Raw genomic sequence first — 25,888 nt, forward strand, 5'->3', positions numbered from 1 at the left:
GAAATTAACCGTAAAGAGCTATTTAGGTTGTATTCTGATTACTACAACAATATAACTCCTCCTTTGGTTTGCAAATTTAATAAAAAATTAAATCTTTTCCTTGCGATTTTCCATCTTTATTAATCATAGTTAAACAAAAACCGCTGCCTTTTACTTAAAAAAGACAACGGTTTTAACAGTTTTGAGAGAATTATTGTTTATTCCTCTGTTTGTTTAGCTTCAAAATCCTTAATCAACTTATCCTGAACATCTGTCGGAACAAGTTCATAACTAGCGAACTTCATGATAAATGAAGCACGTCCGCCGGTAAGTGAGCTAAGTGCTGTCGAATATGAAGACATTTCCTTCAAAGGTACTTTAGCAACAAGTTTCTCGAAACCTTTTTCGCTGCTCATACCCATAATCATGGCACGGCGTCCTTGAAGATCTCCCATCACATCACCCATTCTGTCGGACGGAACAAATACTTCCACATCATAAATCGGTTCCAAAATCTTCGGACCGGCATTCTTGAAGGCTTCACTGAATGCGTTACGTCCGGCAAGCATAAAGGAGATTTCATTTGAGTCTACCGGGTGCATCTTACCGTCATATACGATTACACGTACGTCACGGGCATACGAACCTGTCAACGGGCCTTGTTCCAGGCGTGACATGATACCTTTCATAATAGCAGGCAAGAAACGGGCATCGATAGAACCACCTACGATACTGTTAATAAATACCAGCTTACCGCCCCATTCCAATGGAATTTCTTCAGTACCTCTCACGGTAATCTTAAATTCCTGTCCATTGAATTTGTAAGTATCGGGCACAGGCATACCTTCTTTATAAGGTTCAACGATCAGGTGAACTTCACCGAACTGACCAGCACCACCGGATTGTTTCTTATGACGATAGTCGGCACGGGCAGCCTTCGTAATCGTTTCACGATACGGAATCTTCGGTTCCTCAAATTTAACCTGAAGTTTTTCATTATTTTCCAGACGCCACTTCAACGTACGCAAATGGAATTCTCCCTGTCCGTGTACCAGTGTTTGCTTCAACTCTTTCGATTGCTCGATCACCCATGTCGGATCTTCTTCACGCATACGATTCAAGATGGTCATCATCTTTTCCACGTCCGCTTCGTTCACCGGTTTGATAGCACGGGAATATTTAGAATTCGGATATTTGATAAAGTTGAATTTATAATCGCAGTCTTTACCGTTGAGTGTATTGCCTGTCTTCACATCTTTCAGTTTTACGGCAGCACCAATATCACCCGCCTGAAGTTCTTCCACTTTCACACGGTTACCACCGGCTACGACATAAATCTGAGCGATACGTTCTTTCGAACCACGGTCGGCATTCAGCAAGTCATCACCTTCACGAACCTTGCCGCTCATTACTTTAAAGTAAGATACTTCACCGATATGCGGCTCGACACTCGTCTTGAAGAAGTACAAAGATTCGGGACCGTTTACGTCCGGAGCCACTTCCTTACCATCTGTGTTTTCCACTTTCGGCATTTCAGACACAAAAGGAACTACATTGCCAAGGAATTCCATCAGACGGCGAACGCCCATGTCCTTACCACCGCAAACACAGAATACAGGGAACATACCTCTGGCGATCAAACCCTTACGGATACCTTCACGCATTTCATCTTCTGTCAGAGAATCTTGTTCGAAGAATTTCTCCATCAGTCCTTCGTCATTTTCGGCAGCGGCTTCTACCAATGCTTTATGCATTTCCATAGCCTTATCCATTTCTTCTGCCGGTATATCTTCAATCGTAGGAGCACCGCCTTCGGGTCTCCACGAATATTTTTTCATCAACAATACGTCAATCAAGGCATTAAAGCCCGGACCGGTAGCAATAGGATATTGGATGGGAACCACCTTAGATCCATACGCTTCTTTCAATTGTTCGAGGATATTATCATAGTCGCATTTTTCATTATCAAGCTGGTTGACTAGAAAAATAACTGGCTTATTCAATTTTTCAGTGTATCGGAAGTGATTTTGTGTACCGACTTCGACGCCGTATTGGCCATTGAGAAGAATAATTGCTGTGTCGGTCACATTAAGTGCAGTTACCGTACTGCCAACGAAGTCGTCCGAACCCGGACAGTCTATAATATTAAGCTTTTTATTGTTCCATTCTACGTGGAGAACGGTAGAGAAAACGGAGTAACCATACTCTTGTTCAACAGGGAAATAATCGCTAACTGTGTTTTTTGCGGCAACAGATCCGCGACGTTTTATAACACCACTCTCGAAAAGCATCGCTTCCACGAGAGTGGTTTTCCCAGAGCCAGAACTTCCCAACAAGGCAATGTTCTTAATTTCATTAGTCTGATATACTTTCATAATATATAAGATTTTAGTAATTACTCAGTATGTTTCTCGCATACCATTAATTTAGTGTTGCGCAAATTAGGGATTTATTGGGGGAAAAGCAATATTTATGACAGTGTTACTAAACAATGTTATGTAACATAAGGTCCGTTTTATGGGTAGCAGACAGGCCAGACTTATACCTAATTCCCGTTAATTGTATCAATTGCTCAGAAAAAAGGTTTAAATTTGCAGGCTATAATCAATTGGTAACAAGCTAAACATCTACTATGGCAGGTATTTACCTTCATATTCCCTTCTGTAAGACACGTTGCATCTATTGCGACTTTTATTCGACTACCCGCAGCGAATTAAAGACGCGTTATGTGCACGCCCTCTGCCGTGAACTGGAAATACGGAAAGAATATCTGAAAGGCGAACCTGTAGAAACCATTTATTTCGGAGGAGGAACTCCCTCTCAACTGGAGGAAGCTGATTTTAAACGCATCTTTGAAACGATACAGGAAAATTACGGAATGGAACACTGCCGGGAGATCACTCTGGAAGCCAATCCGGACGATCTGTCGCAGGAATATCTGAAGATGTTATCCTTTCTCCCTTTCAACCGTATCAGCATGGGGATACAGACTTTTGATGATACGACACTCCAATTACTGAAACGCCGCCATAGCTCCCAAACAGCCGTCGAAGCTGTCCGCAGATGCAGAGAAGCAGGATTTCAGAATATCAGCATTGATCTGATTTACGGACTGCCGGGCGAAACAAAGGAACGGTGGGTAAACGACCTCCGGCAAGCTATCCGCCTGGATGTAGAGCATATTTCTGCTTACCATTTGACTTACGAAGAAGATACACCTATATATAATATGTTAAAGCAGCATCAAATAGAGGAAGTAGACGAAGATTCCAGTCTGCAGTTCTTTACATTGCTGATCGAACATTTGCAGAATGCAGGATACGAGCATTATGAAATATCCAATTTCTGCCGCCCCGGCAAATACTCCCGTCACAATACTTCGTACTGGAGGGGAATACCGTACTTGGGCTGCGGACCGTCCGCACATTCATTCAATGGAACGACACGCGAATGGAACGTATCTTCCATTGACCTATATATAAAAGGTATAGAAGGAAACCGGCGCGACTTTGAGACAGAAAGCCTGAACCAAACGACCCGTTACAACGAATTTATCATTACCACCATACGCACCGTATGGGGTACACCTATAGAAAAACTAAAACAAGAGTTCGGTAATGAGCTGTGGGAATATTGCCGGAAGATGTCTGCCCCCTATCTGGAAAATGGAAAACTGGAAGTGCACGAGGGGGCTTTACGCCTGACACGGGAAGGAATTTTCATCTCCGACAGCATTATGAGCGACTTGCTTTGGGTTAATTAAAAAACTAAACGATCAGCCGATGACCGAATCAGAAGTAAGGAAGTTATTACGGCAAATGAAGGAACTGGACTCGCAAACAGCCTTCCGCGACTTCTATAACATGACTTACGACCGACTCTTCCGCATAGCCTATTATTATGTGAAACAGGAAGAATGGTCGCAGGAAATCGTACTCGACATCTTCCTCAAACTCTGGAAGCAGCGCGACACCCTTCTTGATGTGAAAAACATTGAGGACTATTGCTTTATTCTGGTCAAGAACGCTTCTCTCAATTATCTGGAAAAAGAGTCGAAGTACGCCACCATCCATTCCGATTCCCTGCCGGAGCCACAGGAACGAAGTTATTCTCCGGAAGAGTCATTAATCAGTGAAGAATTGTTTGCAATCTATGTGAAAGCACTCGACCGGCTTCCGGAACGTTGCCGGGAAATATTCATCCGTATCCGTGAAGAAAAACAAAGTTATGCCCAAGTAGCAGAAGAATTGGATATCAGCATAAAGACAGTTGATGCCCAGCTACAGAAAGCTGTCTCCCGACTGAAAGAGATGATTTCGTCCAGCGGATAACCGGATATCACCCGAACCGTTCAGCACTTCTTTTTAATATTAACTTTTATTTGCACAAAAGGCGTAGGGAGTTTCTGTCAATCTCCGGTCTTTATCAGCAAATAAACCGATTAATCACTAAAAAAGATTGAATGATGAAAAAGTTTAATGACGCAAACGTTGGACTCTTTGTCCTTTTAACAGCATGCCTGAGCCTATTTTCCTGCAACAACGACAATGACAATTATCCTAAGAATTATGTAGGATTTGAAAAATCTACCCGAACAGTAGAATGTGATAAGAATCAATCCGAGAGTGAGTTGCAGATTAAAATTATTGCCACCGACAAATCCAAAGAAGACAGGACAGTGTTACTTGCCACTCCTGCTTTGCCGGCGGGACAGGCACCGATTATGAAACTGACAGAAACCAAAGTCACCATCAAGGCGGGACAGAAATCGGCAACGACCACCATTAAGTTATATCCCAAAAAGATGGTACTGAAACAGCAGAACATTACCTTATCCTGTACTCCCCAGTGGAAAGAAGGCAGTGTAAGCAAGCTGACGATTCTGCTGAAACGGAATTAGAAAGAAAGCTAAATAGAAAAAGATATGAAATATACCGATAGAGAATTAGAAGACATACTGAACAAGCTCATTGCTTCCACCCGCTCACCGAGAGGACGTTTTTCAGCAACATCCAGTTATCCGCAGCTGGAGAAAAAGCTGAATTTCCGCAACCGCCGGTTGTATCTGACACGCACATTTGCGGCAGCGGCAGCAGTAGTTTTACTGTGTCTATCGGTATGGGCAGCTTATCTGTACATGCAACCGGCAACCATACAGACTGTTACCACTTTGGCAGAAACACGCACTGTCCATCTGCCCGACGGCACTTCCGTCACGCTAAACCATTATTCTTCCCTTTCCTATCCGGAACGGTTCAAATCGGATAACCGGGAAGTGGAGTTGAGCGGAGAAGCCTATTTTGAAGTAAGTAAAGACCCAAAGCATCCGTTTATAGTGCAGACAGAAACGATTGACGTTCAAGTATTGGGCACTCACTTCAATGTGGACGCCTATCCCGATAATCCGGATGTAAAGACGACTTTATTAACAGGGTCGGTTGCAGTCAGCAATAAAAACAACTCAGTACACATGGTGCTGAAACCGAATGAGGTGGCTATATATAATAAGGTGGAACAAAAGCTTACCCGCAAGGTACTGGAGAATGCCGGAGATGAAATTTCATGGCGCCATGGGGAGTTCATATTCGATGATCTGCCGTTGCAGGAGATTGCCCGCGAACTTTCCAACTCGTTCGGAACAACCATTCACATTGCCGACTCAACCTTGCGAAATTATCGGATCACAGCGCGATTCCGTAATGGAGAAGATTTGGATGCGATTTTATCTGTCCTGCATAATGCCGGTTATTTCAACTATTCACGAAACACTCAACAGATTACTATTACTAAAAACTAGACTAAATGAGAACTATTCACCAAGGACACCTACCTGTCAGAACGCTCGTTCTGATAGGTATGGTGATCCTTATCACCGCACAGGCATACGCACAGAATGCAAATGCCCGACTCACAATCACATTGCGAAATGCTACATTGAAGGAGTTCGTCAAGTTAATCGAAAACTCTACAGGATATTCTTTTATCTACAGTGAAGAAATCAGCATCAGCCATAAAATCAATCTGAAAGTGAAAGATATGCCTTTGCATGAGATACTGGATCTCGTATTCAAGGATGAACCGATCAGTTACAAATTCTCTGAGAGATACATTCTCCTGCAAAAGAAAAGGGTGCAAAAGCCGGTAAGCCGCAAGTTTACTATCAGCGGATATGTTACCGACGGGACGTCGTCCGAGACGTTGATTGGTACTAATATCATTGAGAGTCATCAATATCAAGGCACTACTACCAATCCTTACGGCTTTTATAGTATCACTCTACCCGAAGGAGAAACGGAATTACGTTTCTCTTATTTGGGATATACCACAGAAACACATCATTTCACCCTTGCTCAAGATACTCTGCTGAATATTCGTATGAAAGGAAACGCACAATTAGAAGAAGTAGTGGTCGTTTCAGATAAAGCAGAAGCAGGGACAGTTGCCACACAGATGGGAGCTGTCGAGATTCCAATGGTGCAAATCAAGAATACTCCAAGTATATTAGGAGAATCAGATGTAATGAAAGCCATTCAGTTAATGCCCGGAGTACAGGCAGGAGTAGACGGATCGGCTGGATTATATATACGTGGTGGCAGTCCCGACCAAAATCTGATCTTACTTGACGGAACTCCGGTATATAACGTAGACCATATGTTCGGCTTCTTTTCCGTCTTTACTCCTGAAGCTATCAAAAAGGTCACTTTATTTAAAAGTTCCTTTCCTGCACGCTTCGGCGGACGCCTTTCTTCCGTCATTGACGTACGCACCAATGACGGGGATATGAAAAAATATCATGGGACACTCAGTATCGGCTTGCTAACCAGCAAAATAAATTTGGAAGGACCGATTGTGAAAGACAAAACATCATTCAACATATCCGCCAGACGTTCGTATATTGATTTAATAGCCAAGCCATTCATGCCCGATGATGAGAAATACAACTATTACTTTTATGATATCAATGCAAAGATCAATCACAAGTTTTCCGACCGGAGCCGTTTATATCTGAGTGCTTATAACGGGAAAGATCACTTCGCTACCCAATATGATGATAATAGCGATTTCAAGGACGGAAGTAAAATGAACTGGGGAAACACAATCATTTCCGCCAGATGGAACTACATTTTCAATAATCGCCTGTTTAGTAACACGACAGTTTCCTACAACAACTACCTATTCAATGTAAGTGCATATTCGAATAATCAATATTCACTCACCAATAACACAACCTTCATCAACCGATACTCTTCAGACTATCGTTCAGGTATCAATGACTGGAATTATCAGATAGATTTTGATTACAACCCATCTCCTATGCACCATATTAAATTTGGAGCAGGATATATCTATCACCGTTTTCGTCCGGAAGTGATGACCTCCAAAATATCAGACAAGGTAGACTCTGAGGCATTTCGCGACACTACTTACCACAGTATGAACAACAGCCGGATTTATGCACATGAAGTATCGGCTTATGCAGAAGATAACCTAAAAATCGGTACTCGTCTACGGCTTAATCTTGGATTACACTTTTCTCTGTTTCAAGTACAAAAACAAAGTTATTTCTCCTTGCAGCCACGTGTCTCAACACGTTATCAACTAAGTAAAGACGTAATCCTCAAGGCATCTTATACAAAGATGAGTCAATATGTACATCTGCTTTCGTCCATGCCCATCGCTATGCCTACTGATTTATGGGTGCCTGTCACAAAAAAAATCAAACCGATGCGATCCCACCAGTATTCATTGGGGGGATATTATACAGGTATCAAAGGTTGGGAGTTCTCAGTAGAAGGCTATTACAAAGACATGTACAATGTGCTGGAATATAAAGACGGAGTCAGTTTTTTCGGTTCTTCCACCGGATGGGAAAGCAAAGTTGAAATGGGGAAAGGACGTTCGATGGGAATTGAATTTATGGCTCAAAAAACGCTCGGGAAGACAACAGGCTGGTTGTCTTATACCTTATCCAAAAGCGACCGCAAATTTGCTAAAGGTGCTATCAACAATGGAGAGCGATTTCCATACAAATATGATCGGCGCCATAATATTAATCTGACTCTCAACCATAAATTCAGCGAACGTATTGACATCGGTGCCTCGTGGATGTTTTACACAGGAGGAACCAGTACTATTCCCGAAGAAAAAACAACCATCATCCGTCCTGGTAATGGAGCAAACAATGGCTTTATTCTGGGATTCGATAACTACTACAATCCTATTTATAACAATTCCCCTAATGTTGGAGAGGTCAATTACATAGAACATCGCAATAATTACCGGCTGCCTGCGAGCCACCGGTTGAACATAGGGATTAATTTCAATAAAAAGACCAAGCACGGAATGCGTATCTGGAACATCAGTCTTTATAATGCATACAACTCCATGAATCCGGCATGGGTATTTCGCTCTCATAATGACGATGGAAAAAGTGTGATCAAAAAATATACCCTGCTCCCCTGCATTCCATCTTTTACTTACACTTACAAATTCTAAGTTAACATGAAAACTTATATATATCATCCGCTTATCCTGCTAGTTATAATACTGGTGACAGTATCTTGTGAAAATGAACTCCCTTTTAATATAAAGGATAATCCTCCTAAATTGGTAATGAATGCATTCATCAACGCCGACAGTCTGACAAATGTCTTATTCCTCAACCTGACGGGAAAAGACTACGCCAACCACATTGAAAATGCCACTGTAGAGGTTCACGTCAACGGAGAGTTAAGAGAGACCTTGCGCCCGCTCCCGATGGAAACTGAGTATGACAAGCAATGCCGGTTCAACATCACAGGCAAATTTGCTTCGGGAGAAGTAGTGCGTATTGATGCCATGACCGATGACGGCAAATATCATGCCTGGGCAGAAGTCACCGTTCCGCAACGCCTTGATAAAATAGAAAACATCGACACGCTCACCGTCCCACTAACACAAAACGGACATACTCAAGACTACATGCGCTACAAAATAACTTTTAAAGACCGCCCGAACGAGGCAAACTTCTACCGCATTATAGTAGATAAACAAATGCGACTATGGGGATACAACCACGAAGAAGGAGGAGAAGATTACCTTCACTGGACAAAGCATATCAGTTATTCATTTATCGGACGCGAAGACATAGTACTGACAGACGGTCAACCTTCCACAGGAGATGACGAAGACAACGGACTGTTCGACACAGCTAAAAACATTTATGGTGTCTTTGATGATTCGCGATTTAGAGATACCTCCTATACAATGACGGTCTACAACGATCCCGCCATCCCATACAACAACAATTACAATGGATATTATGAAGGAATGGATGTCATCATCCGTTTGTTGAGTATCACGGAAACAGAATATTATTATCTGAAAGCACTCAATCTAGTCGATTCCGACGTTTATGACGAGACAATTAACGAACCTCTCAGATATCCCAGTAATGTACATGGAGGTACGGGAATGGTAAGTATCAGCACGGAAGTATCTCAAACGGTTCGAATCAGGGAAAACACCCCGAAATGACTTGCATAAAATAAATACAGGAGCAGGATTCATAAGTAACTTTCATCTAAAAGATACCCCTGCTCCACCAATCCCCGCTTATCAGTTAGTTCCATCAATACTCCCTCCCGAATCAAGACAAGTCGATTGACAATCTCTAAGACTTTTTCGTAATTATGATCAGCAATCACTATCCCTTTCTCTTCCGAATGTTTTTTTATTAATCCGATCAGTTTATCTACCAAATGAAAGGATAAATAATCGAAAGGCTCATCCAACAGGACAAATTTAGCATTGCCCAGCAAAAGCAACTTAGCTTCCAAATATCTCCGTTCACCTCCGGAAAGTTGGGAGACACGCCGTTCCATACACGACTGGGCAACTTCATCATCCTCATAAAAGTCGGGAACGACATTAGCATCCAGGTAACAGTCTACCAATTTCTTTATCTTTTCATGCTTGGGCAAGTAGCCTTGTTGCGGCAGGAAGGCTATTGTCCTTGCATGTTGGTAAGGAGCCGAAAGGACCTTACATTCATCCAACCGGATAAATTTCCGGTCTGCTTTCATTGTTCCGAAGATTATTTGCATCAACACGGATTTTCCTGTACCGTTCCTGCCGAACAATCCAATAACATCACCTGTATTTATTTTCAGGTAAACATCAGTCAGCAGTTGCCTGGTACCGAAATTCTTAATAATACTATCTATTTCAAGCAAGTGATGCATAATTTTACAATCCAAAGTACAGACCAATATACAGCAAACACAAAGACAATCAAATTCCGTTTCAGAATTCCGGAATTATAATAGAAAAAGTAGGCTTCCTTTTCAAGAAACTCCTTATAAAGCAAACTGGCAACAATTCCCCAGCCACCCAATAGATAAGGAAAAGCTTCCCAAAACAAGCTCCAGTCAGCTTTTGATACAATAAGTGCACCTAATATAGACAGCGGAACGTTTATTTTCAACGTACTGTAGAAAAACAAATAATATAGTTTTAGTCTCCGCATATATCTTACATTAATTTGACGGCTATAAATATATGAATTTAAATTAGACATCTTACTAAAAACCAGGCTTCAATTTCTGTTTTTATTCCAGATTCGCTAAAAATTTCCTTTCATTTTACGAACGTCTCCACCGACTTTAATTAGGAACAACGATCTATTTCAATTATCTTTGCAGCCAAAAACAGGCACTTACTATGTTTATCATCATCGGAATTATGCTGACAGGAATGCTTTTGGGCTTCCTGCTACGTAATAAAAGACTATCTTGGATACATAAAATAATCACCCTGCTGATATGGGTCCTGCTCTTCCTCCTCGGGATTGATGTAGGAGGAAACGAGGCTATCATCAAAGGACTGCATACATTGGGACTCGAAGCACTCATTATCACACTGGCGGCAGTGACCGGCAGTATACTTTGCGCATGGGGACTCTGGTACCTATTATATATAAGGAATAAAGGAAAGGAGACGGAAGTATGAAAGGAAGTCTGATCATCGTCTCATTTTTCATTCTCGGTACCCTCTGCGGGTTTTATCATCTGATTCCCTACGATTTTACGGATAGCAAACTAAGCTATTACGCCCTTTGCGGACTGATGTTCTGCGTAGGTATCAGTATCGGCAATGACCCCAATACTCTGAAAAGTTTCCGTTCTCTGAATCCACGTCTGATGTTCCTCCCCGTCATGACGATACTAGGCACATTGGCAGGATGCGCCGTAGCAGGCATTTTCATGAGCCAAATAACCTCTTCAGACTGTATGGCAGTGGGAGCCGGATTCGGCTACTATTCCCTTTCGAGTATATTCATCACCGAATATAAAGGTCCGGAATTGGGAACAATCGCATTGCTATCCAATATCATGCGTGAAATCATAGCATTGCTGGGAGCCCCGTTACTCGTGAAATATTTCGGCAAACTGGCACCTATTTCTGTAGGAGGAGCTACCACAATGGACACTACTCTCCCCATCATCACCCGATGTTCCGGAAAAGAATTCGTAATTATTTCTATCTTTCATGGTTTTGTAGTTGATTTCAGTGTTCCATTTCTCGTCACCTTCCTTTGTTCAATATCATTTTAACAGCAATATTCCTTAAAATTCAGTTATATTACATTTTCGTTTCCGCACACGTATTGCAAAAATGTTTCAGAATAAGGTATTTTTGTATCAAAAAGCAGTTGATTTCTTGATTTACATCAAGAAATCAACCGAAACAAATTCTTTTCCTTTTCTTTATTTTTATGCTATAAAACATATTACTATATTTGCATAGGTAAAAAGAAAAAACTAAGCGCTTAGATCAGTTTTCAATAGGTATTAGATTTGTTTTTAGGAATAGTTTTTAGGTATAACAATTAAAAAGTAGGTATTATGAAACGTTTAGGATTAACATTAGTGGCAGCACTCTGCCTCGCTGCTACGACTTTTGCAGCAGGAAACCAACCTACAACTGCAAAATGGGAAGGTAACATCAACGTAAATAAATTAGGTAAATATTTGCAGTTAAGCTCTGTTCAGAGCGAAGAAGTAGCAAACATCTGCGATTATTTCTCGGAACAGATGTCAAGAGCCACTACAGCCAAGAAAGATAAAGAAGCAAAATTGCGCAACGCTGTATACGGCAACTTGAAACTTATGAGAAAGACGCTCAGCGCTGAACAATATGCTAAATATGCCGCTTTGATGAACCTCACTTTACTGAATAAAGGCATCGACCTAAGTAAGTAAAATTGAATCATATAACAAGAGAAAGGGTGGAGACCGGTTAAGTTCTCCACCCTTCTTTTTATCATTTGATAGTCACCATGGTAGCCCCGAAACCATATTCCTGAAAAGAGGCATCCTGATAACGGTAATTGCTGTGCTTCCGTTTCAATTCATCAATAATAGCTTTCCGAAGCACTCCGTCTCCTTTTCCGTGGATAAACACAATTTTCTGCTCGCGCTTCTCTTTATTCGCCTCTATCACTTCACGGAATTTGTCCAGTTGGTAGTTCAGAATTTCGCTGTTACTCATTCCGTGCGTATCATCAAGCAGGGAATCAATATGAAGGTCTACCTCAATAATCCCATTTTTCCCGCCTTGACCGTGGTTCGGCTTCACAATAGGCTGCGACTTGGGTTTATCCACAAACTTTTTCTGCAACAGAGCTGACTGAATCTCTTCCGCCGATACATACACCTGTTTGGCAGGCACGTCATCTTTCACAATATCATAAATCAGAGCAGGTTCTTCGAAGAAATCGGAAGCACTGAATGTATGCAGTTTATAGAATTTCACCGTATCAATCCGCAGCTCTACGCTGACAGCAGGTTTGATGGCGGCAGGCTTTCCATCCTTGAAAGCGATCAGCTGGACAGCTACCCGTTCCATTTCATTCAATACATCCTTGGTGAATTCTTCCAGTAACAGTTTGGTATTCGGCTCTACCAGTCCATGTGAACGGTTGTTCCAAGCCTTTCCTTCCGCACTCAGATAAGTGTAATACAGATAGTAATTGCTGTCATTCACCAGATATGCCTCGAAAGGAGTAGTCATCATCGCTTTGGCATCTTCGGGCACATAAGCCAGAAACACATTCAACGTATCTCCGCCACGCACTTCCGGCTGACGCTGTATAACCGGCATTTCCGGTTTGGCCGGCTTCGCGGGTTCCTCCTGCTTTGGAGCTGTCGCGGCAGGCTTACGTTTTATATTATAATCATCCGCCTCAATCACAACACATTCACGTATCGGCATCGGGATATCAAAACCATCCGCATCTTCCACCAGTACAAAGTCTTTTCCTTTGAATCCTGTTACGACTCCACCGCCTACCTCACTGAGGAAACGCACCTTATCTCCTATTTTCATTATTATATCTCCTATTAAAATTCAAACTTAAAACGGGTAACAAAGATAGGGATTTATATGAAAATACAGTAACTTTGCCCGCAAAATATAACGGAACGATTCTCGTCCCCATTAACGACAAGACCGATGAAAGAACTTATTAAAGTCATAGCTTTTGATGCAGACGACACGCTGTGGAGTAACGAACCTTTTTTTCAGGAAGTGGAAAAACAATATACGAATTTGCTGAAACCGTATGGCACTCCCAAAGAAATCTCAGCCGCCTTATTCCAAACAGAAATGAATAATCTGCAAATTTTGGGATACGGTGCCAAGGCGTTTACCATTTCAATGGTCGAAACAGCACTACAGATCAGCAACGGAGAGATTGCGGCCGACATTATTCGGCAAATTGTCGATTTAGGGAAATCCTTATTGAAAATGCCTATCGAATTCCTGCCGGGAGTCAAGGAAACGCTGAAAACGCTGAAAGAAACGGGAAAATACAAGTTGGTAGTAGCTACAAAGGGAGATTTGCTGGATCAGGAGAATAAGTTGGAACGTTCGGGATTATCTCCTTACTTTGACCATATCGAGGTGATGTCCGACAAGACGGAAAAAGAATATCTCCGGCTATTGAGTATTCTGCAAATAGCTCCTTCCGAACTTTTGATGGTCGGCAATTCTTTTAAATCGGATATTCAGCCGGTCTTATCTTTAGGTGGATACGGAGTGCATATTCCTTTTGAAGTCATGTGGAAGCATGAAGTAACAGAAACGTTCGCACACGAACGCTTGAAACAGGTGAAAAGACTCGATAATCTGCTATCTTTACTTGGATAAATACTCTATCCGGATAAATCCCGGATAAATTCAAGAAATATTACAGCAATTTCATCAGCTCCGCTGCCCGACAAGCTTCTATCGAGTTGCCGACAGAAAGTTTTTCCAAAATATTCTGTCGGTGGCGGTTGACTGTATTCACACTGATATAAAGAGTCGCTGCTATTTCTTTGCTCGACAGCCCTTTCCGTATGCAGCGCAGTATTTCCTTTTCGCGTTCCGAAAGGATATTGCGGTGCTCTTCCGAAAGGGATAATGTTTCTACTTCCCCACGTTCCATCTGAGTTATCGTAGCATAAATGCCTTGTTCCGGCCGTTGGTCGGCAGATAAGGAATAAAGGCAGAAGATCAGCCAGACATTGCCGGCAGGGGTGTTCTGCATGATTTGCACCAGGTTGTCAATGTATTGATAAACGCCTTTTTCATTCACCATACGCAGTCTGCATCTGCCCCGATATTTCAGCCGTTCATCGGGAGACATGGAAAAAGTCTTCTGAAAAAACTTGTATTCCATCAAACGCTTTTCTACCAAATCTTCCGGATGGATGCGCCGGTAGATACAATCTTCGTCCATCGAATCAATTACGCTTAAAGCGGCCTCTTCGGGAGTAAGTCCCAGGAAATGCGCCCACGGATGGACAGTAACGTAACTTTTCCGGTTCGAAAGATCGGAAATGACGGCACATCCTCCATTAACTTCCGTCAATGAGCGGACAAACTGCTGGTGTTGTTCCACTATTCTATTATCCAATGCTTCGTGCGCTGTCGGATGCGTAGCATAGACTTCATCTATTTCCTTTTGTAGTACGTCCATCGTATAAAATGGTTATTATTCAGTATTGTCGCAAGGACAGGCATGACCTATCTTTGCACCACAAAGATAAATAAATAAGAAATGAACATGAAACATTTAAAAATCAAAATCATGTCAATCGCGTTATTGGCGGCAGCAACTTCTTCTATGGCACAAAGTCTGGACAAAATGAACTGGCTGAATGAGCCTCAGCAATGGGAAATAAAAGAAGGCAAAACACTGGTTATGGATGTACCCGCCAAGACGGACTTCTGGCGAGTTTCCCACTACGGGTTTACGGTGGACGATGGACCTTTTTATTATGCCACTTATGGCGGAGAGTTCGAAGTGAAAGTAAAGATTACCGGAAACTATGTGACTACTTTCGACCAAATGGGATTGATGTTGCGCATCGATCACGAGAACTGGATAAAGGCAGGGGTAGAGTACGTAGACGGCAAACAGAATGTAAGTGCCGTAGTCACCCACCACACCAGCGACTGGAGTGTAGTGCAACTACCGGACGCTCCTCGTTCTTTATGGATTAAAGCGGTCCGCCGACTGGATGCAGTGGAGATTTTCTTCTCCCACGATGATAAGGAATATACGATGATGCGTACTTGCTGGTTGCAGGATAATTGTCCGGTTATGGTCGGATTAATGGGAGCCTGCCCCGACGGGAAGGGATTCACAGCCACATTCGAAGAGTTTAAAGTAACTCCTTTGGCAGATCAGCGGAGACTGGAATGGGCTAAAAAACAAGCCGACAAATAAAGAAAGGCAGTTCTTCCAACAAGCTCCCTTAGATGGCGGAGCAAAATGACGGTACACAATCACACTTCACGGACAGTCTTGTTGAGCCAATCAATAGCGATTCACTCAGAACAATTACCCTTTAGGGAGATGTATGGCTAAACAAGTATTCCATCAGCCAAAATAATCGTCATTCTTGGCTATTTTCTTCCGTTGCACCTAGGTACAACAATTGTCTCACCTTGGTTAAACAACTGAAGCACCTAGGTGCCTCTTTCGTCTCACCTAGGTGCAACGAAAAAAAATCGCTATTTATGTAATTAATGAGTAACTATCGTCGGCTAATGGATAGTAACAGAACCCGGTTCCGTATCCTAACGGAACTTTCCACTAAACACTCCCGCTTTACCAGTGTCCCATCAAGCTATTTTCCCAAAAAACGGGCAAATTTCTGCCGCTCCCGTTCCAACGTTTCTTCATCCATATCGGCCACCTGCCTGAACCATGAATATTTCAGGTCCACACTTTTCTTCTTTTCCGATTTATCCCAGTTTCCTATGACCTGGCCGTTATGAAGGACAATCGGGAAGAACAGTCCGTTGTTAGTAAACGCTTTGGGATAATGTTCAAGCGGCAGAACATCCGTCCGGTCTTTATATCCCAGCAGATATTCATCATAGGAGGGCAAAAGATGTATATGTCCCGAAAGTTTGCCACGAGTCCGGCAGGTGTCATGAATATACCATGTCTGTTCTTTCCATTGTTCGGTTGTCAGTTCCGAAGCAATCAGATAAACAGCCTGTTTTGCATCCGAAACCGGCAGCCCCGACCACCAAATGAAATCCTGCAAAACTGCCGGAGAATGGCTACGGAAATAACTCCGTGCCAAGCGTGCCAAAGACTCGTCTTTCGTCAGTTCGGGCATCGACGGAACCCGTTCTTCCAAAAGTGCGTACGTGCATTTGCTTCCTCTGTCCTCGCCACTACAAATAATGCCTTCCTGCTCCGCACGTGCCATAAAGCGAGTCATACGGTGATTGTCCGCCACAATCCCCGAACGGTTAAAGTGTTCGGCAATCTCTTGTTTTGTCAGGCTTTTCTTTCCACAAAGAATCTTCTCCAACAGGTCATGTGCTTTCGTATACACTTCATTCGGGATGTCCAAATCATATCCTTTCGCAAAAGAATCATTTGCCGAAATAATACGTTGCGCGGAAAGTTTCAGCATCCAGCGGATATCCTCTGCCGCCACCAAATGCCACGTAGGACGCATCACATGAGTCCTCAGAATTTCTCCTTCATGCAACGCCTTCTCTACTGTTTGAATTGTAGCCGATTTCAGACGCATCCCTACTGCCCACTTCACCATGGAATAGTTCTGTGCCTGCATGGCTCCCATCCAAGACACCAACTCTTTAGGTTCACGGAAAAGCGGATTTGATAACTGCTGATTCAGCAAACGGATATTCGGTATATTCATAAATCAGTTATTTTATTTACCACAAATATAAAATCTTTTCGCTAACAAATCATTATATATGATTAATTGATAAGCAGAAAGAACTTTTTTTATCCGCCGGACAGGAATTAAATATCATTTTTTATTTCTTCTTTTGTAAGAATAATCCCCCGTCATACGACTAACTCTCCAAAACACATTAAAATTAAAATGAAGTGGAAGAAGAATTTATCGAACTAATCAACCGGTATCAAGGGATATTGCAGAAAATATGCAATATCTATTTCTACCAGCATCCGTTCCGTGAGGATTATTATCAGGAGATATTAATCCGGCTGTGGAAAGCATACCCCAAATTCAAGCAGGAGAGCACCGTTTCGACATGGCTCTACAGAGTCACGCTGAACGCTGCCATTGATCTTGTGCGGAAAGAATCTGTGCAGCCCGTTTACAAAGAGTTATCGACACAGGAATATGCCATACGTGACAGCCATCCGGAAGAGAACACCGCAACGGATAAAAAAGAGCAGCTATATCAAGCCATCAACCGGTTGTCCGAAATAGAAAAAGCGATTATCATTCTTTATCTTGAAGGCTATGAATACAAAGAAATCGCCGCCGTTATCGGCATTTCCGAGAGTAATGTCGGAGTGAAAATTAATAGAATCAAGAAACAACTCATTAAACAATTAAACAATGGAAGACAATAATTTGAAAGAATACTGGGAAAAAATACATACCGGCACAGAAATAAAGCCAATGAATATAAAAGAAGTGATACGCAAGAAGCATTGTCGTGCCATTTCCCAAACCTTGCGTCGTCAGAAAACGCTGATCTCTTTATTTGCCATCCTGCTGGCATTCTCCGTAGGGGCCAGCATCTGGGATACGGTCATCATGGGAAGCGCCTCGATCTCCCTATGGACCGGAAGTGCCTTTCTGCTGTTTCTGCTGGTTTCGGCCATTGGACATTATCAGCTCCTCACAAGGTCGGCAGACACATATTCACTGAAAGAGTCCGGAGCAATGCTTAAAAGACAGCTGGAACGAAGAATCAATATTGATTTTATCATATATCTGATATTCTTTTACGGAACAGCCATCAGGTTCGTGATTCAATATTTCAATGACTACGAAGGACTAAAGGGACTTACATTCATTCTGATACTCTTTACGGGCATCCTTCTTGCCATTCCATGGCTCATGAGGTATCAGCAGAAACATCGGTACAGATATTATTTCAACTCTCTCGATAAGAGTCAGAAGCTGTTGGAAGTCTCCGAATAAATCTCTACTTTTGTACTCCATAACAAAGAATATACTTAGAATGATGCTCTATAAACTTATTTCCCCTTCGATGGTAAAGGCAACAATCCAGTTGCCGGCTTCCAAAAGTATCAGCAACCGTGCACTCATCATCAATGCGCTGGGTAAAGGCATTTATTCGCCGGAAAACCTGTCCGATTGCGATGATACTCAAGTCATGATAAAGGCCCTGACCGAAGGTAAAGAGACTATAGACATCATGGCAGCCGGAACCGCTATGCGCTTTCTGACCGCTTATCTGAGTGCCACTTCGGGAGAGCGGATTATCACAGGCACCGCCCGCATGCAGCAACGCCCGATACAGATTCTGGTCAACGCCCTTCGCGAGTTGGGAGCTGAAATAGAGTACACCCATAACGAAGGATATCCGCCTCTCCGTATCAAGGGCGCAGAACTGAAAGGAAATGAAATCACGCTGAAGGGAAACGTCAGTTCACAATATATATCCGCCCTGCTGATGATAGGTCCGGTGCTCAAATACGGACTGACACTACACTTGACAGGAGAAATCATTTCCCGTCCTTATATCAATCTGACACTGCAATTAATGCAGGACTTCGGAGCAAAGGCGGCATGGACTTCGCCCAGCAGCATCTCCGTAGCTCCGCAACCGTATCAGAGTGTCCCCTTCACCGTAGAAAGCGACTGGAGCGCTGCTTCTTACTGGTATCAGATTGCCGCCTTGTCTCCGGAAGCAGAGATTGAACTGTTGGGATTATTCCGCAACAGTTATCAGGGAGACAGTCGGGGAGCGGAAGTTTTCTCCCGTCTGGGAATCACGACGGAGTTCACTCCCCAAGGCGTAAAGATCAAAAAAACAGGCAAGGCACCGGAACGACTGGAAGAAGACTTCGTTGACATTCCGGACCTGGCACAGACGTTCGTTGTAACTTGCGCTTTATTAAATATCCCTTTCCGCTTCACAGGCTTGCAAAGTCTGAAAATAAAGGAAACAGACCGCATCGCCGCATTGAGAACCGAACTTAAAAAGCTGGGATACCTCATCGAAGAAGAAAATGACAGTGTATTGATGTGGAACGGCGAACGTTGCGAACCGGAAGCGGTTCCTGTGATTGCGACCTACGAAGACCACCGGATGGCGATGGCATTCGCACCGGCAGTAATCACCTTCCCTAAGCTGCTGATTGCTGACCCGCAAGTTGTTTCCAAATCGTATCCCGGTTATTGGGAGGATTTGAAACTTGCCGGATTCCAAGTGATAAACGAAGGTTAATCATTGTCGTACTGTGGAGGATTTCAATAAATATACTTCCCATATCAACTATTCCCCTATTGTAGATTTTACATTACAGCAGGGAAAAGAGACTTCTTATAAAAAAGGAGAGTACTTTGTACGGCAAGGAGAAGCCTGTAAGATCATGGGGTTTGTTGTTTCCGGCTCTTTCCGCTATTGTTGCGTCAACAGTCTGGGCGAAAGCAGTATTGTCGGATATACGTTCGACCATTCTTTTGTCGGGAATTATCCGGCTTTCCAGTTGCAGGACCAATCAAATGTAGATATTCAAGCGTTATGCGACTGTACGGTGTATGTGATCAACCATTCCCAACTGGCAGATTTCTACGACATTAACAACGACCACCAAAAACTGGGACGCCGGATTGCGGAAACTCTTCTGTGGGAAATCTATGACCGGATGATTTCCATGTACAGTCTGACACCGGAAGAACGTTATCTGGATATTATCAACCGCTGTCCCGACCTGCTGAAACTGATTACTTTAAAAGAACTCGCCTCTTATCTACTTATTCGTCCGGAAACGTTGAGCCGCATCCGGAGAAAAGTAGTTCGGAAGTAAATTCTTGATTTCAATCAAGATTTTATTCAGACTCCTCCCCTACCTTTGCAGGCAAACATAGTCTATTTTAATTCATGAAGAAAATAATAATTGTAGGCGCAACCTCCGGCATCGGTCGTGGATTGGCAGAACAGTATGCCCATGAAGACTGCCTTATCGGCATCACCGGTCGCCGTGAGAATCTATTAAAAGAGATTTGCGCACAAGATAAAGATAAACTATTCTATCAGGTATGTGACATCACTCACACAGAAACGACCCTTTCATCGCTGGAAACGCTTGTACAAGAAATGGGAGGCATGGATATGCTGATTATCTGTGCCGGAACGGGGGAACTGAATCCGCAGCTCTCTTATCAGCTCGAAGAACCGACCTTATTGACCAACGTAGTGGGATTTACCAATATCGCCGACTGGGGATTCCGGTACTTTGAACAGCAGAAAGGCGGACATCTGATTACCATTTCCTCAGTAGGCGGAACACGCGGCAGCGGTGTAGCACCTGCTTATAATGCTTCAAAAGCCTATCAAATCAATTACATGGAGGGACTTCGGCAAAAGGCGGCAAAGCTACCCTTTGCTGTCTACACCACTGACATCCGTCCGGGATTTGTAGATACAGCGATGGCGAAAGGAGAAGGATTGTTTTGGGTTACTCCTGTCGATAAGGCCGTAAAACAAATCAAAAAGGCCATATCAGCCAGGAAAAAGGTAGCCTTTATCTCCAAAAGATGGAAATATGTGGCATGGTTATTCAAACTGATTCCTTCCGCCCTTTATTGCAAGATGTAAAACAGCCTTTCAGTGAGGCTGAGTTACCATGAAGCTTCATTGGCCATCTTCCACATATTAAGAAAAGAAGCCTTGGTGATTTCCACTATCTTATCCCAGTTTAACCGATCAGCATGATCGGATGGCTGGTGATAATCGGGATGTCCGTCCGTATGATACCAGATAATAGGAATACTTGCTTTGGCAAACGTTCCATTGTCGCTGCCCCCTACCGGATTATCCCAGGCACGATAGTCCGGTTCCAACTGTAAACCATACTTCTTAATATCCTTTTTCAGCCAGTCTCCAAAAGAAGGATGAGCAGCTGTATAGAAATAGACGACATGTTTCGGTTGTTCCGGTTTATTGTTGCGACCTATCATATCAAAGTTGAGATATCCCTTGATCTGCGAAACAAAAGGGCAAGTCTGTACAAAATATTTAGAACCGAGCAATCCCTTTTCTTCTCCGTCCCAAAAGGCAAAGATTACATTTCGCTCCGGTTGTTGTCCGCTTGCAAGAAATGCCCGGGCAATCTGCAATACAGCCGAAACACCGGAAGCGTTGTCATCCGCTCCATTATAAATCTGATCTCCGTCAAGTGCCGGGTCTATCCCCAAATGGTCAAAGTGAGCGCCTACGATGACATATTCCTTCGTATTCTTACCGGGAATCATAGCCAGTACATTCCTCATAGATAGTTTTTGATGAACTTCCTGTTTCAGCTTCGCTACAGAGTCCGGATGAACTTCCAGGCGTCCTTTCTTCTGACGTTCTTTGCGGTAAGCATCAAAAGGCTGGAAGTAGCTTTCGTTCAGAGGTTGGATACCCATCCATTGTAAGATAGATGCTAAATACTCAGAGGAGACATACGAACTGTGGAATCCGGCTTCACGTCCCTGTAATTCATCACTTGCAAGGAAGCCGATAGTCGCTTCGGCAGAAGAACGGTTGATCGTGTTCAATCCTTTTTCTTCGGGAGACTGTGCAAATGTTACTGTTCCTACAAGTATTAATCCGAATAATATAATTCTTTGTTTCATCGTGGTATATAATTTAAAGTCCATGTTACAAAAGTACGAAAAGAACACAGAATCTATCCTTAAATACAAAAAAAGAGTAAGCAGTTGCCATCTTTTATAAGATTTGGCTGCTCACTCTTTCTACCAACTATTAAGACCTTGTTATCCTGTCAATCTTTCCTTATTTTGAAAAAGGAGACATGCGGAAAGCATATTTATAAACTGTATTCTTCTGAATTTCATAAGCGGGACGGGGACCCGGACCGCAACTGGCATTACCCAAACCACGCTGTATGCAATCCAGATTCAGTACCACCTCCGCACGATAAATATCAGGCAAGGCATGACCGTACTTGATTTCAAACAAGTCCTTATCCGTATAATGCAAAGCACTGAAATCAAATGTATCGGCAGCAATAATCTTGATTCCTTTACCTGCTTTATTAGTCAAAGTTAGCCAGCGGGTATCACAACGCCCACCCATCGTCTGAGAACGGGCATAACTCTCTTTCATATCATTGACAGCAGACTGGTATTTACCAAAATACGCCGCATTCTTCCGATCCCGATAATTTTCTATCGGACCGCGACCATACCATTCCAACTGCTCCAACGAAGGATTAAAGAAAGCCTGCAACGACAGACGGGGAAGATTAAAGTCATCATTCGTTGTAAAAGAAGCATCCACATCTATTTCACCATTACCATACAAACGGTAAATCAATGTATAAGGCACTTTCACATCTCCGACGGTTTCCTGCAACAGAATCGTTACAATTGCCGACTGATTATCTCCCGACCATTTCCAATCGAAACTGATTACTTCCGTTTGGGTATCCTGCCACTTACGCACATCGTTATTGATAAAACGAAATGTATTCAGCGACCATCCCTCACGCAGATGAAGCATATTATCACCATGATAACGCACACCGGTCAGCTTGCCTTCTTTCTTATCAAAGGTGATTTCTACACCGGAACTGCGGAAGAACAAATAACGCTTCTCCTCTTCCACCACTTTAAACGGAGATTCTTTGGATGAGGCGGAAACTACCACCGGCTGTAGCCCGGTATTCGGAGATTTCTGAAGCAGAAGTTGTTCCGTAGCTACGATATGTCCGGCTTTTGCCCATACGCAATCCTTCTTTAGTTTTACTTCAAGGTTCAAGTAATATTCACCCTCTGGAGTTAAATAGCGGGAATAAGGTATCTGCACCGCACGATGTTCTCCCGGCTTACCATCAGGCAGGCTGAACTCTTCTTCCGCTACCGGCACACCATCTTTCAAAATCACATAGCGGAGATTAAAATCATGCAGATTCAGGAAAGCATAGCGGTTACGAACACCGATACTGTTTTCAGCATTCGGTTCCAATGTGATATATTGGTAGACTTTCTTCACTTCCCACAACTTAGGAGTAACCTGACGGTCAGCCGTCACAATCCCGTTACAACAGAAATCATTGTCGTTAGGGCGATCACCGAAGCTGCCTCCGAAATAATAATGATCGGCAGGCTGTCCGGGCATATTAATGCCCTGATCCACCCAGTCCCAAATGCATCCTCCGATCATACGTTTCGAATGATACTCGATATAATCCCAGTATTCTTCCAGATTACCGATGGCGTTGCCCATCGCATGAGCATATTCACAAAGGAAATAAGGCTTGTGACGGGGTTGCTCGTCCTGTTCGATCATACTTTCAATCGAAGGATACATACGGGAATCCATATCGGCCACATCGTTCATTCCTTCATAATGGATATAACGGTCGTCTATCGCTTTGGCAGCCCGGTAGGTAGCCTCAAAGTTACGCCCGCCGCCGGACTCATTGCCCATTGACCAGAAAATAACCGAAGGATGATTCTTATCCCGTTCCACCATGCGCACCATCCGGTCGACGTAAGCTCCTTCCCAGCTTTCACGGTTTGACAGCGACATGTTGCCGTGACACTCAATATCGGCCTCATCCATGACGTACAAGCCATAATAATCATACAGCGCATACATCTTCGGATCGTTCGGATAATGACTGGTACGAATCGTGTTGAGGTTGAAACGTTTAAAGAGAAGAATGTCCTCTATCATGCTTTCCACCGGAACGGCTTTTCCGAACTGCGGATGTATGTCGTGACGGTTGGCTCCTTTAAAAAGAATCAATGCATTATTGATATACACCTTATTATTCCGGATTTCTATCTTACGGAAGCCATATTGCTGGCTCGTCGCTTCAAGCACATTGCCTGCGGCATCAAGCAGTTCCAGTTGGACGGTATACAGAGAAGGAGTCTCAGCACTCCATAACCGAGGGTCGCGAATCGTAGTCGTACCTTCACAGACGTTTTCCTGTCCGCCGGTTATCTTTCCGGCAGATATGGTAAACGAACTCACAGGCTTTCCTTCCGGATTCAGCAAAGAGACACGTACGGCTGCTTCCTGTACTTTCTTTCCGTAATTATGCACATCCGTTTTCACTTTCAGTTCCGCTTTATCCAGACGGTCGCTGATCTGAGAAGTCAGGTGAATGTCACGTAGACGGACTTTCGGACTGGCTACCAGATAAACATCCCGATGAATACCACTTAAACGGAACATATCCTGATCTTCGAGGAAACTGCCGTCACACCAGCGGTAAACTTCCACGGCAACCGTATTCTTACCCGCTTTGACGTAAGGAGTGATACGAAATTCTGCATCATTACTGGAACCTTGCGAATAACCGACTTTCTTACCGTTGATCCATACATAAGCTGCACTATAAATTCCATCGAAATGGATAAAGACTTCTTTGTCTTTCCAGTCCGCAGGAAGAGTAAACTCACGGCGATAAGATCCTACCGCATTCGGTTCTTTCTCTACAGTATATCCACGCTGTCCCTGTATAAAAGGAGGATTGTTGCGGATGGGATAAGTAATATTGGTATAAATAGGTGTACCATATCCGTGCATCTCCCAGTTGGAGGGAACAGGAATCTCTTTCCAGCCGGAAACATCATAACTCGTTTTATAGAAATCCACCGGACGTTCCGAAGGTTGCTTCACCCAGTTAAACTTCCAGTTTCCATTCAACAGCAGATAACGGGAAGAGCGGGTACGCTCCCAAGGACGGGTATAAGTGGGATCCGCCTTCATCTCTTCCGAATTGGCGAACGGAATAAATGTAGCCCTGCCTTCTTCTTTATTGATTGCATAGATACGTTCATTCTCCCAGTCATTATGACTCGTTGTTTTCAGGGCTTCCGCCACTACTTTCAGGTTCGATTTCCGTATCTGCCACTGCTGGTTACTTTTCGAAGCTTCCGGTTCTAACTGAAAGACAGGTTCTCCGACCAGTCCGGCATCAGGAAATCCTAAGTTATAGCCAGTCCCGACATTGGTTAATACGTAATTCCCATTCGGCAAAGCCGTTATTTTCCATTGCTGGTTCGGATTTTTAGGGTCTGCCGACCATTGAATCACGGAACATTCTACTTTTCCTTTACCACTATTATCTATATTCATCTGAGTCAAGGGGCTGGTTATCGTATAGCATCCCTCTTGTTCGCATGGAGTCAGGTTCCAGACCTGCGATTCTTTGTCTGCCTCCCGCTTACTGATAAATATTTTCGTATTCGTATCCAGACTCTCCTGATTGTCCAGCACTAATCCGTTGACCGTATGGATTTCATATCCTTGTTTAGGGTCAAACTGCTGCGCCACAACTGCAGAGGCGGAAAACGACAGTGCAATCAATGCACTTCCCAAGATTTTTAATCGTTGCATCATTTAGTAGTCTAAT

Annotated in this window: 24 protein-coding genes; 16 read left to right on the plus strand and 8 right to left on the minus strand. The window is 43.2% G+C overall.

Annotated elements, in window-relative coordinates:
- Positions 1-197: 197 nt before the first annotated feature.
- Positions 198-2,354, minus strand: a complete 2,157-nt coding sequence (gene fusA2, locus ACHLI0_RS08905) for an elongation factor G2 (protein WP_008759735.1) — start codon at positions 2,352-2,354, stop codon at positions 198-200.
- Positions 2,355-2,611: 257 nt separating this feature from the next.
- Between fusA2 and hemW the strand changes: the two genes are divergently transcribed.
- The 6 genes from hemW to ACHLI0_RS08935 all read left to right on the plus strand — a co-directional run bounded on the left by hemW (position 2,612) and on the right by ACHLI0_RS08935 (position 9,495).
- Entirely contained in the window at positions 2,612-3,742 is a 1,131-nt protein-coding gene (hemW, locus tag ACHLI0_RS08910) for a radical SAM family heme chaperone HemW (RefSeq protein ID WP_258894135.1), read from the plus strand.
- A 19-nt stretch (positions 3,743-3,761) separates the two neighbouring features.
- Entirely contained in the window at positions 3,762-4,310 is a 549-nt protein-coding gene (locus ACHLI0_RS08915; protein ID WP_234120409.1) for an RNA polymerase sigma-70 factor, read from the plus strand.
- Positions 4,311-4,444: 134 nt separating this feature from the next.
- Positions 4,445-4,879 (plus strand): hypothetical protein, encoded by a 435-nt coding sequence (locus tag ACHLI0_RS08920; RefSeq protein ID WP_048695600.1) that lies wholly within the window; start codon positions 4,445-4,447, stop codon positions 4,877-4,879.
- A gap of 24 nt (positions 4,880-4,903) precedes the next feature.
- A complete protein-coding gene (locus tag ACHLI0_RS08925; protein ID WP_490748933.1) occupies positions 4,904-5,776 on the plus strand; it encodes a FecR family protein in 873 nt (290 codons plus the stop codon).
- 5 nt (positions 5,777-5,781) lie between these two features.
- Entirely contained in the window at positions 5,782-8,475 is a 2,694-nt protein-coding gene (locus tag ACHLI0_RS08930) for a TonB-dependent receptor domain-containing protein (RefSeq protein ID WP_490748934.1), read from the plus strand.
- 6 nt (positions 8,476-8,481) lie between these two features.
- Entirely contained in the window at positions 8,482-9,495 is a 1,014-nt protein-coding gene (locus ACHLI0_RS08935) for a DUF4249 domain-containing protein (protein WP_195365367.1), read from the plus strand.
- A gap of 29 nt (positions 9,496-9,524) precedes the next feature.
- On the opposite strand, the gene ACHLI0_RS08940 is transcribed toward ACHLI0_RS08935, so the two are convergent.
- Entirely contained in the window at positions 9,525-10,202 is a 678-nt protein-coding gene (locus ACHLI0_RS08940) for an ATP-binding cassette domain-containing protein (RefSeq protein ID WP_054960560.1), read from the minus strand.
- A complete protein-coding gene (locus ACHLI0_RS08945; protein WP_055220269.1) occupies positions 10,181-10,486 on the minus strand; it encodes a hypothetical protein in 306 nt (101 codons plus the stop codon). Before ACHLI0_RS08945 ends, ACHLI0_RS08940 begins: the two co-directional genes overlap by 22 nt.
- Before the next feature lie 194 nt (positions 10,487-10,680).
- Between ACHLI0_RS08945 and ACHLI0_RS08950 the strand changes: the two genes are divergently transcribed.
- The 3 genes from ACHLI0_RS08950 to ACHLI0_RS08960 all read left to right on the plus strand — a co-directional run bounded on the left by ACHLI0_RS08950 (position 10,681) and on the right by ACHLI0_RS08960 (position 12,221).
- Complete coding sequence (locus ACHLI0_RS08950; RefSeq protein ID WP_055230131.1) at positions 10,681-10,968, plus strand: LysO family transporter; 288 nt, start codon at positions 10,681-10,683, stop codon at positions 10,966-10,968.
- Entirely contained in the window at positions 10,965-11,573 is a 609-nt protein-coding gene (locus ACHLI0_RS08955) for a LysO family transporter (protein ID WP_490748935.1), read from the plus strand. The genes ACHLI0_RS08950 and ACHLI0_RS08955 overlap by 4 nt, the downstream gene beginning before the upstream one ends.
- 291 nt (positions 11,574-11,864) lie before the next feature.
- The gene (locus ACHLI0_RS08960; RefSeq protein ID WP_055219770.1) at positions 11,865-12,221 is read left to right on the plus strand and encodes a hypothetical protein; all 357 of its coding nucleotides are present in this window, start codon (positions 11,865-11,867) and stop codon (positions 12,219-12,221) included.
- Between the two features lie 61 nt (positions 12,222-12,282).
- Here the strand turns inward: ACHLI0_RS08960 and ACHLI0_RS08965 are convergent, their stop codons facing one another.
- Complete coding sequence (locus tag ACHLI0_RS08965) at positions 12,283-13,347, minus strand: DUF2027 domain-containing protein (RefSeq protein ID WP_055219768.1); 1,065 nt, start codon at positions 13,345-13,347, stop codon at positions 12,283-12,285.
- 126 nt (positions 13,348-13,473) lie between these two features.
- On the opposite strand from ACHLI0_RS08965, the gene ACHLI0_RS08970 reads away from it, so the two are divergent.
- On the plus strand, positions 13,474-14,169 hold the full coding sequence (locus tag ACHLI0_RS08970; RefSeq protein WP_490748936.1) for an HAD family hydrolase: 696 nt from the start codon (positions 13,474-13,476) through the stop codon (positions 14,167-14,169).
- Between the two features lie 40 nt (positions 14,170-14,209).
- Here ACHLI0_RS08970 and ACHLI0_RS08975 read toward each other — a convergent pair whose 3' ends face one another.
- Positions 14,210-14,983, minus strand: coding sequence for a response regulator transcription factor (locus tag ACHLI0_RS08975; protein WP_490748937.1), 774 nt, complete (start codon positions 14,981-14,983; stop codon positions 14,210-14,212).
- 81 nt (positions 14,984-15,064) lie between these two features.
- Here ACHLI0_RS08975 and ACHLI0_RS08980 point away from each other — a divergent pair, with 81 nt between their 5' ends.
- A complete protein-coding gene (locus tag ACHLI0_RS08980) occupies positions 15,065-15,736 on the plus strand; it encodes a DUF1349 domain-containing protein (RefSeq protein WP_055230125.1) in 672 nt (223 codons plus the stop codon).
- A 403-nt stretch (positions 15,737-16,139) separates the two neighbouring features.
- On the opposite strand, the gene ACHLI0_RS08985 is transcribed toward ACHLI0_RS08980, so the two are convergent.
- Positions 16,140-17,195, minus strand: coding sequence for a winged helix DNA-binding domain-containing protein (locus tag ACHLI0_RS08985; RefSeq protein ID WP_490748938.1), 1,056 nt, complete (start codon positions 17,193-17,195; stop codon positions 16,140-16,142).
- Positions 17,196-17,389: 194 nt separating this feature from the next.
- Here ACHLI0_RS08985 and ACHLI0_RS08990 point away from each other — a divergent pair, with 194 nt between their 5' ends.
- The 5 genes from ACHLI0_RS08990 (at position 17,390) to ACHLI0_RS09010 (ending at position 21,108) form a co-directional block, all read left to right on the plus strand.
- Positions 17,390-17,884 carry an RNA polymerase sigma factor gene (locus ACHLI0_RS08990; protein WP_016268625.1) on the plus strand — a complete coding sequence of 165 codons (495 nt, stop codon included), beginning with the start codon at positions 17,390-17,392 and terminating at the stop codon, positions 17,882-17,884.
- On the plus strand, positions 17,871-18,461 hold the full coding sequence (locus tag ACHLI0_RS08995) for a hypothetical protein (protein WP_490748939.1): 591 nt from the start codon (positions 17,871-17,873) through the stop codon (positions 18,459-18,461). The genes ACHLI0_RS08990 and ACHLI0_RS08995 overlap by 14 nt, the downstream gene beginning before the upstream one ends.
- A 43-nt stretch (positions 18,462-18,504) precedes the next feature.
- Positions 18,505-19,734: a 3-phosphoshikimate 1-carboxyvinyltransferase gene (locus ACHLI0_RS09000; protein ID WP_490749567.1), complete on the plus strand. Its 1,230-nt coding sequence runs from the start codon at positions 18,505-18,507 to the stop codon at positions 19,732-19,734.
- 13 nt (positions 19,735-19,747) lie between these two features.
- Entirely contained in the window at positions 19,748-20,317 is a 570-nt protein-coding gene (locus ACHLI0_RS09005; RefSeq protein ID WP_008763969.1) for a Crp/Fnr family transcriptional regulator, read from the plus strand.
- A gap of 74 nt (positions 20,318-20,391) precedes the next feature.
- Positions 20,392-21,108, plus strand: coding sequence for an SDR family NAD(P)-dependent oxidoreductase (locus ACHLI0_RS09010; protein WP_195365197.1), 717 nt, complete (start codon positions 20,392-20,394; stop codon positions 21,106-21,108).
- A gap of 23 nt (positions 21,109-21,131) precedes the next feature.
- Here ACHLI0_RS09010 and ACHLI0_RS09015 read toward each other — a convergent pair whose 3' ends face one another.
- Together ACHLI0_RS09015 and ACHLI0_RS09020 are read right to left on the minus strand one after the other, a co-directional pair.
- Positions 21,132-22,130 (minus strand): M28 family metallopeptidase, encoded by a 999-nt coding sequence (locus ACHLI0_RS09015; protein ID WP_490748940.1) that lies wholly within the window; start codon positions 22,128-22,130, stop codon positions 21,132-21,134.
- A gap of 160 nt (positions 22,131-22,290) precedes the next feature.
- Positions 22,291-25,875: a glycoside hydrolase family 2 TIM barrel-domain containing protein gene (locus tag ACHLI0_RS09020; RefSeq protein ID WP_490748941.1), complete on the minus strand. Its 3,585-nt coding sequence runs from the start codon at positions 25,873-25,875 to the stop codon at positions 22,291-22,293.
- Positions 25,876-25,888 lie beyond the last annotated feature (13 nt).

This window comes from Bacteroides sp. RCH18 (genome assembly GCF_058231005.1).

Excerpts from the sequence above, each read along its gene's own strand:
- fusA2 (WP_008759735.1), bottom strand. The coding sequence starts at position 2,354 with ATGAAAGTATATCAGACTAATGAAATTAAGAACATTGCCTTGTTGGGA.
- hemW (WP_258894135.1), top strand. The coding sequence starts at position 2,612 with ATGGCAGGTATTTACCTTCATATTCCCTTCTGTAAGACACGTTGCATC.
- ACHLI0_RS08915 (WP_234120409.1), top strand. The coding sequence starts at position 3,762 with ATGACCGAATCAGAAGTAAGGAAGTTATTACGGCAAATGAAGGAACTG.
- ACHLI0_RS08920 (WP_048695600.1), top strand. The coding sequence starts at position 4,445 with ATGAAAAAGTTTAATGACGCAAACGTTGGACTCTTTGTCCTTTTAACA.
- ACHLI0_RS08925 (WP_490748933.1), top strand. The coding sequence starts at position 4,904 with ATGAAATATACCGATAGAGAATTAGAAGACATACTGAACAAGCTCATT.
- ACHLI0_RS08930 (WP_490748934.1), top strand. The coding sequence starts at position 5,782 with ATGAGAACTATTCACCAAGGACACCTACCTGTCAGAACGCTCGTTCTG.
- ACHLI0_RS08935 (WP_195365367.1), top strand. The coding sequence starts at position 8,482 with ATGAAAACTTATATATATCATCCGCTTATCCTGCTAGTTATAATACTG.
- ACHLI0_RS08940 (WP_054960560.1), bottom strand. The coding sequence starts at position 10,202 with ATGCATCACTTGCTTGAAATAGATAGTATTATTAAGAATTTCGGTACC.
- ACHLI0_RS08945 (WP_055220269.1), bottom strand. The coding sequence starts at position 10,486 with ATGCGGAGACTAAAACTATATTATTTGTTTTTCTACAGTACGTTGAAA.
- ACHLI0_RS08950 (WP_055230131.1), top strand. The coding sequence starts at position 10,681 with ATGTTTATCATCATCGGAATTATGCTGACAGGAATGCTTTTGGGCTTC.
- ACHLI0_RS08955 (WP_490748935.1), top strand. The coding sequence starts at position 10,965 with ATGAAAGGAAGTCTGATCATCGTCTCATTTTTCATTCTCGGTACCCTC.
- ACHLI0_RS08960 (WP_055219770.1), top strand. The coding sequence starts at position 11,865 with ATGAAACGTTTAGGATTAACATTAGTGGCAGCACTCTGCCTCGCTGCT.
- ACHLI0_RS08965 (WP_055219768.1), bottom strand. The coding sequence starts at position 13,347 with ATGAAAATAGGAGATAAGGTGCGTTTCCTCAGTGAGGTAGGCGGTGGA.
- ACHLI0_RS08970 (WP_490748936.1), top strand. The coding sequence starts at position 13,474 with ATGAAAGAACTTATTAAAGTCATAGCTTTTGATGCAGACGACACGCTG.
- ACHLI0_RS08975 (WP_490748937.1), bottom strand. The coding sequence starts at position 14,983 with ATGGACGTACTACAAAAGGAAATAGATGAAGTCTATGCTACGCATCCG.
- ACHLI0_RS08980 (WP_055230125.1), top strand. The coding sequence starts at position 15,065 with ATGAACATGAAACATTTAAAAATCAAAATCATGTCAATCGCGTTATTG.
- ACHLI0_RS08985 (WP_490748938.1), bottom strand. The coding sequence starts at position 17,195 with ATGAATATACCGAATATCCGTTTGCTGAATCAGCAGTTATCAAATCCG.
- ACHLI0_RS08995 (WP_490748939.1), top strand. The coding sequence starts at position 17,871 with ATGGAAGACAATAATTTGAAAGAATACTGGGAAAAAATACATACCGGC.
- ACHLI0_RS09000 (WP_490749567.1), top strand. The coding sequence starts at position 18,505 with ATGCTCTATAAACTTATTTCCCCTTCGATGGTAAAGGCAACAATCCAG.
- ACHLI0_RS09010 (WP_195365197.1), top strand. The coding sequence starts at position 20,392 with ATGAAGAAAATAATAATTGTAGGCGCAACCTCCGGCATCGGTCGTGGA.
- ACHLI0_RS09015 (WP_490748940.1), bottom strand. The coding sequence starts at position 22,130 with ATGAAACAAAGAATTATATTATTCGGATTAATACTTGTAGGAACAGTA.
- ACHLI0_RS09020 (WP_490748941.1), bottom strand. The coding sequence starts at position 25,875 with ATGATGCAACGATTAAAAATCTTGGGAAGTGCATTGATTGCACTGTCG.